Source organism: Microbacterium sp. 18062, from assembly GCF_902706225.1.
Taxonomy (GTDB): Bacteria; Actinomycetota; Actinomycetes; order Actinomycetales; family Microbacteriaceae; genus Microbacterium.
Genome location: NZ_CACSKB010000109.1, coordinates 1 through 1,309, shown reverse-complemented (window position 1 = coordinate 1,309; position 1,309 = coordinate 1). Strand labels below are relative to the sequence as shown.

Below are 1,309 nucleotides of genomic sequence, written 5' to 3'. Positions count from 1 at the left end.
CTGAATCGGCCTGGCTTTCGTTCCGTTCTTGAAGCAAGGATGGAACTCGATGAATCAGAAGTACTCTCCCGAGATGCGTGAGCGTGCGCTGCGGATGCTCGACGAGGCCAAGCCGGATCATCCGAACCTGATGACCGCGGTCCGACATGTCGCTGGGCTGCTCGGTATGAGTGCCGAGACGTTGCGGGTGTGGCATCGCCGCCGTGAGGTCGATGCCGGCCAGCGGCCCGGGGTGCCGAGCGACGTCGCCGAGGAGAACGCTCGTCTGCGCCGCGAGGTCGCCGAGTTGCGGCGCGCCAACGAGATCCTCAAGGCGGCGAGCGTGTTTTTCGCGAAGGAACTCGACCGCCCCACGACGAAATGATCTGCTTCATCGACAAGCACCGGGATCAGTTCGGGGTCGAGGCCATCTGCCGTGTGCTGCGCGCGGCAGTTCGTGGGTTCATCACCTCTCGCGGATATCGCGCCGCGAAACTGCGCCCGCCCTCGGCCAGGCGTCTACGAGACGAGTTGCTCGTCCCGGAGGTTGCTCGGCTGCATGCGGAGAACTACGGCGTCTACGGGCGACGGAAGATGCACGCGCTGATGCGCCGCCAAGGCTGGGAGATCGGCCGCGACCAGACCGAACGACTCATGCGTCTGGCCGGGGTCCGTGGCGTGAAGAAGTCGAAGCGGGTGTTCACCACGCGCTCCGACAAGACCGCGATGCTGCCGGGCGACCTCGTCAACCGGCGCTTCACCGCGCCAGCCCCTCGCCGGCTCTGGGTCTGCGACGTGACCTATGTGGCGACGTGGTCGGGGTTCGCGTATGTCGCGTTCGTCACTGACGTCTACTCACGCCGCATCGTTGGATGGAACGTCGCCTCGACGCTCAGATCCGAGATCCTGCCTATGCAGGCGTTGGACATGGCGGCATGGAACGTCGGCGGCCGGCTCGACGGGTTGATCCATCACGCCGATCACGGATCGAACTACACCGCGATGGTCTACACCGACCGCATCGCCGAGCTCGGCGCCGTCCCCTCCACAGGAACCGTCGGCGACAGCTTCGACAACGCGATGGCCGAAGCGATCAACAACCTCTACAAGACCGAACTGATCCGTCAGCAAGGGCCCTGGAAGACTGTCGAACAGGTCGAGCTCGCGACCCTCGAATACGTGTGGTGGTGGAACAACTCCCGCCTCCACGGCGAGCTCGACATGCGCACCCCGATCGAGATCGAGGACGCGTACTACGCTGACCAAGAATCCGCCGAACCAGCACCCGCTGGCCAAGGCTCCCGATAGGAACAAAAGTCAGGCCGATTCA

At 64.3% G+C, this 1,309-nt stretch carries 1 protein-coding gene and 1 other annotated feature; the gene reads left to right on the top strand.

The window, feature by feature from the left end:
* Nucleotides 1–49: 49 nt before the first annotated feature.
* A protein-coding gene (locus GVL03_RS18805; protein ID WP_159502536.1) for an IS3 family transposase occupies nt 50–1,287 on the top strand; the annotation gives its coding sequence in 2 pieces (ribosomal slippage) (nt 50–335 and nt 335–1,287; 1,239 coding nt in all).
* Nucleotides 322–437 (top strand) — a sequence feature (AL1L pseudoknot). (Overlaps the previous gene by 116 nt.)
* Nucleotides 1,288–1,309: the final 22 nt, after the last annotated feature.